This window comes from Synechococcus sp. H55.7 (assembly GCF_047462395.1).
Lineage (GTDB): Bacteria > Cyanobacteriota > Cyanobacteriia > Thermostichales > Thermostichaceae > Thermostichus.
This window is the reverse complement of record NZ_JANSJD010000007.1, coordinates 58,229-66,746: the sequence shown is the minus strand read 5'-3', so window position 1 is coordinate 66,746 and position 8,518 is coordinate 58,229. Positions and strand designations below refer to the sequence as shown.

Here is an 8,518-nt window from a genome sequence, read left to right as displayed (position 1 = left end):
TCTCCCAGAGGGAGAGGGGAGATGGCTATCATCAGGCAAAAATCGAGATCCCTGCCCTCCTCAAGGGAAAAGGCAGGGATCCCAGGTCTAGGCACAGGAGAGGGGCCTAGGCGTTGGCGTTGAGGGTTACCGGGAAGGTCAGCGGCTCCGGCTCCTCCTCAGGCGGCAGCATCACCACCTCAGAGCTGTCGATGATCGCCTGCAGCTCTTCCCCATCGATGGTCTCGGCTTCCACCAAGCGGCGGGCGATGCGCTCCAAGAGGGCACGGTTTTCCCGAATCAGGTAGGTGGCCCGCTGGTAGGCCTCATTCACCAGCCGCCGCACCTCCTCGTCGATGAGGGCTGCCGTCTCCTCAGAGAAGTCCCGTTCTGCGGCGATCTCCCGGCCCAGGAAGATGTTGGCATATTGGCGACCCAGGGCCACATTCCCCAGGCGATCGCTCATGCCAAAGCGGGTGACCATGTTGCGGGCAATGCGGGCCACCTGTTGCAGGTCGCTGGCCGCCCCTGTGGTGATCTCCGACTCCCCGTAGATCACCTCTTCGGCCACCCGTCCGCCCAGGGCAACGGTCATCATGTTTTTCAGGTGGGCACGGGTGGTTAGCCCCATGTCATCATCGCTGGGCAGGAACCAGGTGAGGCCACCCGCCTGGCCGCGGGGGATGATCGTCACTTTTTGGATCGGGTCGTAGTTGGGCAAAAGGGATCCCACCAAGGCGTGGCCCGCCTCGTGGTAGGCCACCAGCTCCTTGCGCCGCTCGCTCATGAGGCGATCCTTCTTCTCCGGGCCGGCCAACACCCGATCCACGGCGTCGTTGATCTCGTCCATCGAGATCTCGGTGAGGTTGCGGCGGGCCGCCAAAATGGCCGCTTCGTTGAGCAGGTTGGCCAAATCCGCACCGGTAAACCCAGGGGTGCGGCGGGCCAATTTCTCTAGATCCACATCGGCGGCCAGGGTTTTGCCGCGGGCATGCACCTTGAGGATCTCCAGACGGCCCTGAAAATCAGGGCGATCCACCGTCACTTGGCGGTCAAAGCGACCGGGCCGCAGCAGCGCCGCATCCAACACATCGGGACGGTTGGTGGCGGCAATAACGATGATGCCGGAGTTGCCCTCAAAGCCGTCCATTTCGGTCAGCAACTGGTTCAGGGTTTGCTCCCGCTCGTCGTTGCCACCCCCCAGGCCAGCTCCCCGCTGCCGACCCACGGCATCGATTTCATCGATGAAGACAATGCAGGGGGCATTTTGCTTGGCCTGCTCGAACAGATCCCGCACACGGGAGGCACCGACCCCGACAAACATCTCCACAAACTCAGAGCCAGAAATGGAGAAGAAGGGCACACCCGCCTCACCGGCCACAGCGCGGGCCAACAGGGTTTTACCCGTGCCGGGCGGGCCCACCAGCAACACCCCACGCGGGATCTTGGCTCCCAAAGCCGTAAAGCGCTCTGAATTTTTCAGGAAATCCACCACCTCTGCCAGCTCCAGCTTGGCCTGCTCGATACCGGCCACATCGTTGAAAGTAATTTGAGTTTTCGGCTCCATTTGCACCCGCGCCCTCGATTTGCCGAAGTTGAGGGCCTGGCTGCCAGGGCCATTTTGAGCGCGCCGCAGCAGGAAAAAAAGCCCCAGCAACAGCAAAACAGGCAGGAAGAAGGTGCTGAGAATGCGCCCGAGGAGCCCTTCCTCCTGAACCGGGCGCACCGCCAGCTCCACCCCGTTGGCAACCAGGGTGTTTTCAAACTCTGGAGTAAGGGGGGGCAGATTTACCTGCACTTGGGTGGCGCGGTTGTTGATTTCTGCCTCGGCAATGGCCACTTGGCGACCATCCGGGGCCGTCTCCACCAAAACCTTGCTGACCTCGCCCCGTTCTACGCGGCTGATCAAGTCGGAGTAGCTGATCTCCAGGCGCTCAGCCGGGCGGGTGCCGAAGAAGGTGGTGGCCAAGGAGATCAAGACGATGGCCAGCAGCGCATACAACCCCGCGCTTCTCCATTTTTTGTTTTTACCTTTCTGACTCACGGAAGTGTTTCCTCCCAAAGGGTGTTTTTGAATCGAACTCGCAGATGGCCACTCGTAGGTAACAATCTGGGGTCGAGTAGGTTCTTGCAACAACAGACTGTTAATTAATATTAACCTGACTGAGAGGGTTGCCGAGGATCCCGGCAATCCTGCTCTTCTGGCGAGGAGTTTAGGGATAGGATCAAAAGACCCAGGCTGTGCCGTCAGCCAAGGGGGGTGTTTTTTTCTCATTCTCACCCATTCCAGCTTGCCCAAGGAGCCCCATGCTGACTCAACTGCGCCAACTGAGCATCGCTGCCGATGGGCGCTATCTCAGGGATGAGGAGCTGCAATTCATGGAAACCTACCTGGCTTCCTTTGACCTACGCCTGAGCGCCTATCGCAAGATTCAAGCGGCAGAAGCCCAGATCATCCGGGATGTGGAGATGAAAATGCGCGCGCTGGATCCCTACTTGCTCATGCGGGGGGTGGAAGACTTTAGTAACAAGTGGAAAGCTGACACCGTTCGGGTGCTGCGCCTTTCCGCCTTGGCCATGCTCTTGGACGATGAGCAACGCTACAAAGAGCGGTTTCTCTACTGGTTTCAGACCTTGATGCGGGCCTTCCGCACCCAACGCAGTTGCGAGGCAACCTACCGCTTCCTGCAAGAGGTGATGGCCAATTACCTCACCCCCGCGGAAGCCGACTTGATCAGGCCGATTCTGGAAACCAACCGCACGCTGCTGAGCCTCAACTAGGCAGCCGTCCCGGCAGACTCTGCTGAGTTGGCCGGCTCAACCAACTCTAGCTCATCGGCCTGCAGATGAGCCCGGAACTTGTTGCCAAACTGCACCTGAAAGGGAAAATTGGCGCTGATCGGACGGCCATTCCAATCCTGAATCACGGCCTTCAGCTCCCCTTCCATGCCTTTGAGGTCAAAAGGTTGATTGCGATATTCCGGGTGGTGATAGACGATCACGCTGGTACGCACCCGCACTCGATCTCCAACTTTCATGTCTTTTCCTCCCCAAAAAGTGGCCCACCAGAGAAACTGACTGAGAACACTCTAGCTCAATCTCTAAGCAAGTCTTCAAGATATGAAGAAGTATGTGGAAACTACCACAGGAGTTTTTGTTTTCTTTGAGTGGAGCGAGCATCTTTCCGCAAGCTCCAGCCACGAGCCTAGCCGAAGGAAGCCCCACTTTAAGCGAAGGGATCCCTCCTTGTACTCCAGCCGATCCAAGAGCACGGTCATTGCCTGAACCGCTTCCCAACTCCCCTCTCAGAGGTCGGAGGGCTGGAAGGGATCGCCTCAGCGGCACGGATCGATCTCAGGCAATCTGGAGACCTCTCAAAACTTATCAAATCTGTCTTCAATCAAACCAATTAAAGCTTGAGCCGATGACGCAAAGATACTTGAAAAAACAGAGTAACAAGATGGTGATTGTCCCTTTTTAGACAAAGGCAAAATCTCGATAAGGTGTAAGAGTCACAACCTAGGGTTGAAAATTTAATAGCAAGCTAAGAGCTTAACTTGTTCCTGAAGTCTCAGTCCATAAACCAACATAAATTAGTTGGATGGTAAGTTTAAATAGTGAATAGATGTAAAGATTTATGTCAAGACCCAAAACTTCTTTACTCGACGTGGTACTCTTAATTGTGAGATTAAAGTTAGGTTAAAACCATCAGCTACCTAGAGTCAAAACTATCTCTAAGTATTTTGTCTGGTTCTGGCTAAAGGCTCCTGGCCGCGATACTATTTAAAACTTTTTTTGACTGTAACTTTAAGGTTCAGTTGTCCTCTGACATGGCGCAAGATTCGCCCTCTCCATTGGGATCCCTGGAACAGTTGTTTGGCCGGATGCCGCCCTTGGTCGGGCTTAACAGCTCCCTTGCCGAGCTTCTCTCCCTGCTGGCGCAAAAGAATGGCTCCTGGCCCTACGCCTTGGTGGTGGACGCAGGCCGAGTGGTGGGCATTTTGACGGCTGTGGACGTGTTGCGGTGGGTGGCCAGCGACCGCTCTTGGCAGGGATCCACCCTGGCTGAGGTGATGACCACCCCGGTCGTGACCTTGGCCGTCGGCAACTACCGCGATCCCCTGGCATTGTTGGAGCTGATGCGGGCCCACGGGATCCGCCACTTGCCGGTGGTGGACGAAGCGGGATCCCTGTTGGGGGTGGTGAACCAAGATGAGCTGTGCTGGCGGCTAACCTTAGGCCCGCCGCCTTCAGTAGCAGTCTGGAGGGAGCCGTCAACGGAGAAACTGGATCTACCAGATCTACAAACCACCCTGAATTTGCGCGTTGCCATCGAACGCGCCATTCCTCTGGGCATTGCCGCCGTCGATCCACAAGGCAGACAGATCTACGTCAACGAGACCTTTGCCACGATGGTGGGCTGGCCCAAGGAGGAGCTCATCGGGAAGGATCCCCCTTTTGTCTATTGGCCCCCGGAAGAGATGGGCAAGATTACCGCCGCCTTTGCCCAGGGGCGGCCACCGCAGGGATGGGAGCTGACCTTCAGGCGCCGCAGCGGGGAACGGTTTCCAGTGCGGATTTTGGAGGCTCCCTGGCTAGATGCCCAGGGAAAGGTAATCGGCATGATCGTCAGCGTACAGGATTTGACCCCGGAAAAAGAGTTGCAAAACCAACAGCAACAACTTCAGCACTCTCTGGAATATCAGCAAGATCTGTTTCAAAGTCTCTTCGAGCAAGCCCCGGTGGGCATGGCGGTCACGGATGCGGCGGGGCACTTGCTAAAGGTGAACCAGAGCTTTTGCCAGCTCACCGGCTACACCGAGGCCGAGCTCTTGAGCATGAATTACGCCGACATAACGCATCCTGAGGATCTGCGGCAGGAGGCAATCTATGTCGAAGAAATACGAGCGGGCCGCCGCCGCGGCTACCGGATGGAAAAACGCTACATCCACAAAAGTGGCGAGATCCGGTGGGTGGATCTCTCGTCTTTTGCGGCGGAGACTCCCGAGAAACAGATTTACGGTGTCGCCTCAATTGTCGATATCAGCGAGCGCAAGCAGGCCCAGGAGCAGGTTCAATTGCAGCTCCACCAAGCCCGGCTGCTCAGCCACATCGTCCAAGGGATCCGGCAATCGTTGCAGGTGGAGTCCATCCTCAGTTTTGCTGTAGAGGAAGTTCGCCGTTTGTTGGATGTGGAGCGGGTGGTGATCTACCGCTTTTTCCCCGATTGGGTGGGCGAGATCGCCATGCAATCGGTTAGCCGGCCAGAGTTGAGCCTGCTGGGCCTGGTTATCGAAGATCATTGTTTCGTAACCCAGTGGCACCAAGCCTATCAGCAGGGCCGCATTTCCGCCATTGAAGATATCGACACTGCCCCCATCCAGCCCTGCCACCGGGAGCTGCTGGCCAGCTTAGGGGTGCGGGCCAACTTGGTGGTGCCCATCTTGCAGTCGGCTGGCCCTGAAGGCACAGACGGCGGGCTGGCCCGCCTCTGGGGGCTGTTGATTGCCCACCAGTGCAGCGCCCCCAAAAAATGGGATCCCTGGATGCCGGATTTTTTGCGACAAATTGCCGATCAACTGGGGCTGGCGCTGCAACAGGCGGAGCTGTTTGAGCAACTGCAAGCTGCCAATGCCGAGCTGCGCTACCAGGTGGAGGTGCGCAATGCCGAGCTGGCCCAGCGGGTAAGGTACGAGCAAATGCTGCGGCTCATTGGCGACAAGGTGCGCTCCAGCCTGGACGAACAGGAGATCTTGGCCACCGTGGTGCGGGAGCTGACCCAGGCTTTCCAACTGGGCGCCTGCGGTGTGGCCCTCATCCATCCGGAAACCCAGACCTACACGCTGGTCTACGAAGCGGCGGGATCCCTGCCCCCTATAGGCCAGGTTACCCTGCCCTTGGATCCCGTTCTTTTGCGCCAGCTTCGCCAAGGCCAGACCCTCTACTTCAGCACGGATCACCCGCTGCGGGGGCGCTGCACCTTACTCGCCTGCCCCCTGTTTGTGGAAACGGTCTCGTTGCTGGGCTTTCTCAAGTTAGTCCGCTTGCCCCAGGAAGGGTTTATTGAAGCCGAGATCCACTTTGCCGAGCAGGTGGCCACCCAGTGCAGCATCGCCATTCGCCAGGCCCGCCTCTACCAAGAAATCCAGGCCCAGCTCCGGCAACTGCAGCGGCTCAACGAGCTCAAAGAAGAGTTTCTCAGCATGGTCTCCCACGAGCTGCGCACGCCTCTGACCAACATGAAAATGGCTTTGAAAATGTTGGAGGTGCGCGGTCTTTCCGAGGCGCAGATCCCCTATTTCCACATCCTCAAACAGGAGTGGCAAAAAGAGCTGGACTTGGTCAACGACCTGCTGGATCTGCAGCGGCTAGAGGCCGGCAGCCGCAGTCTGGAGATTGCCCGCTTCGAGGTGCGAGAGTGGCTGGAAAAGCTGGTGCCGCCCTTTGCTCTGCGCTTTCAGGAGCGCCGGCTCACTTTTGTCTCCCGCATTCCCTCTGAACCCATCCTGTTCAGCACCGATGTGGGGCTGCTCACCCGCATCCTCAGCGAGTTGCTGGCCAATGCTGCCAAATACACCCCTGCTGGCCAGCAGGTTTACCTGGAAGTGGCGGGCGATTCTTCGGGTCTCCATTTGCAGGTAATCAACACCGGCGTCGAGATCCCAGCGGAGCACCTGCCCCGCATTTTCGAGAAGTTCCACCGCATCCCGCAACTGGACTACGCCCGCCAGGGGGGCACCGGCTTGGGCCTGCCGCTGGTGAAAAAGGCGGTGGAGCTGCTGCAAGGGATCCTGCGGGTGGAAAGCGGCGAGAACCGCACCCTGTTTGCAGTCAGCCTGCCAGATTTGGGCAGTTCTGCTCTCACCCCCAGCCCCTCTCCCTGAGGGACTCCCTCACCCCCAGCCCTTCTCCCTGAGGGACTCCCTCACCCCCAGCCCCTCTCCCTGAGGAACACCCTCACCCCCAGCCCCTCTCCCTGAGGGAGAGGGGAGCTAGATAACCCTGGGCAGTGTTGTTGGTCAAACAGACGCCACTTGGGTAGGCTAGCCGTTGGCTAAGGACTCCGTCCCGCTGACGCGAGCGGCGGGATTGAGTTCTTTTGCCGGAGAAGGGGGAGAGGAGAGCAGTTGCTGCTCCACCAGGTGGGCAAACTCCCGCTCGAAGGTCACCAGGGCGCGGTTGGTTTTGCCCCCCAGGTAAAGCCCTGCTTCCGTCTCCAGAGCCCAAACTTGGCTGTAGCTGAAATAGCTCATCACCACCCCCAGCATCAGCAGCCCAAAGCCAAGATAGACAAGAGGGATCCCTGGATCCGATTTCATTTGCAGGCCGGTGGCGCCGATAACCTCATCTAGGTGCAGGGTAAGGGGGTTGGGAAAGCGCTGCGGAGCCACTTCGTCGAGGGCCAGGCTCATGCCCTGGCGCAGGGATCCTACCCACTGGCCCTGGGTGTCGTAGAGCAGGGCCGTCCCCTGCAAATCTGGCAACAACAGCGTCAAGCCCTCGCTTAGATCCGGTCGGGTGGGCACAAAAGCGCCCCAGAGCTTGCTGCCCGCCTGGGTGGGCACCGGCACCACTGGAATTTGGAAGGGGGGGCTGTTGTTGAGGCGGATGCGGATGCTGTCGATGCCCCAGTCGGCTTGGTAGAGGGTCACGCCGCGGTAGGAGAGGGGATGGTTGACAGAGATGGTCTGGCGCTTGACCTCCTGTCCCCCATCCAGAATCGAGAGATCTGAGTAAAACTGCTTTACCCGTCCGTCGGGGGCATAGTCGATCCAGAAGCGGTTAACCCGAATTTGCCAGGTGGGCAGATGAGCCAGATCCCCTGCCCCGGTTACATGTTCAATGGCGGCAACCCCACCGCTGGGGATCAGCTCCTGGGCCTTAAAGCCCCCGATGCTGCCCCAGATGGCCCCCAACAGGATTAGCAGCAGGCTGACGTGCACCAAGATGGGGCCGAACCGCCCGATTAGCCCCTTGCGGGCGTAGAGCCGGGATCCCTCCTCAAACACCGCATAACCCCGTTGGCGCAACCGCTGCGGCAACCCCTCTAGGGAGCGTTGGGGCAGATAGGCCCAAAAGGGCAGCCGCTGGAAGGAGGAAGGACGGGTGAGGTAGCTCCAGCGGCGGGCCACCTTGAGCATCGGCCACTGGCGCGTGAAAGAACAGGCGGCCAGGCTGCTGCCAAACAGGATCAACAGGGCCAGAAACCAAGGGGTGCGATAGACGTGATCCAACCCCAGCTGGAGGATCAGCCGCCAGGTGAGAAAGCCAAACAGGGCCGGATGCTCAGGATAGTGAGCCTGGTAGAAGGCCACCGTCTCCTCTTGCTCGATCACCGTGCCGACAGCACTCAAAAGGGCAATCGCCAAGAGAAGGCCGATGGCTAGGCGCAGATCCGCCAGCAGCGGCAGCAGCTCATGGCGACAATACCGCCGCAACAGCGGAAGAGGGTGGATAACCATGGGAAGTTGTTAGCTCAAGACTTGGATGCCGCTCCCAACTGGAGTGCAGCCCCATCTTAGCCTGTAGCGGCAGGGAT

Annotated in this window: 5 protein-coding genes; 2 read left to right on the top strand and 3 right to left on the bottom strand. The window is 58.7% G+C overall.

Annotated elements, in window-relative coordinates; all coding sequences use genetic code 11:
- Nucleotides 1–106: 106 nt before the first annotated feature.
- Nucleotides 107–2,023 (bottom strand): ATP-dependent zinc metalloprotease FtsH, encoded by a 1,917-nt coding sequence (gene ftsH / locus NW851_RS05060; protein ID WP_414334951.1) that lies wholly within the window; start codon nucleotides 2,021–2,023, stop codon nucleotides 107–109.
- Nucleotides 2,024–2,286: 263 nt separating this feature from the next.
- On the opposite strand from ftsH, the gene NW851_RS05055 reads away from it, so the two are divergent.
- Nucleotides 2,287–2,760 (top strand): phycobilisome protein, encoded by a 474-nt coding sequence (locus NW851_RS05055; RefSeq protein ID WP_414334952.1) that lies wholly within the window; start codon nucleotides 2,287–2,289, stop codon nucleotides 2,758–2,760.
- Here the strand turns inward: NW851_RS05055 and NW851_RS05050 are convergent.
- Nucleotides 2,757–3,017 (bottom strand): ferredoxin-thioredoxin reductase variable chain, encoded by a 261-nt coding sequence (locus NW851_RS05050; RefSeq protein WP_414334953.1) that lies wholly within the window; start codon nucleotides 3,015–3,017, stop codon nucleotides 2,757–2,759. The two genes, NW851_RS05055 and NW851_RS05050, sit on opposite strands and share 4 nt — an antisense overlap.
- 792 nt (nucleotides 3,018–3,809) lie before the next feature.
- On the opposite strand from NW851_RS05050, the gene NW851_RS05045 reads away from it, so the two are divergent.
- Entirely contained in the window at nucleotides 3,810–6,863 is a 3,054-nt protein-coding gene (locus NW851_RS05045; RefSeq protein WP_414337202.1) for a PAS domain S-box protein, read from the top strand.
- Between the two features lie 159 nt (nucleotides 6,864–7,022).
- Here the strand turns inward: NW851_RS05045 and NW851_RS05040 are convergent, their stop codons facing one another.
- Nucleotides 7,023–8,441: a cytochrome c biogenesis protein gene (locus NW851_RS05040; protein ID WP_414337201.1), complete on the bottom strand. Its 1,419-nt coding sequence runs from the start codon at nucleotides 8,439–8,441 to the stop codon at nucleotides 7,023–7,025.
- Nucleotides 8,442–8,518: the final 77 nt, after the last annotated feature.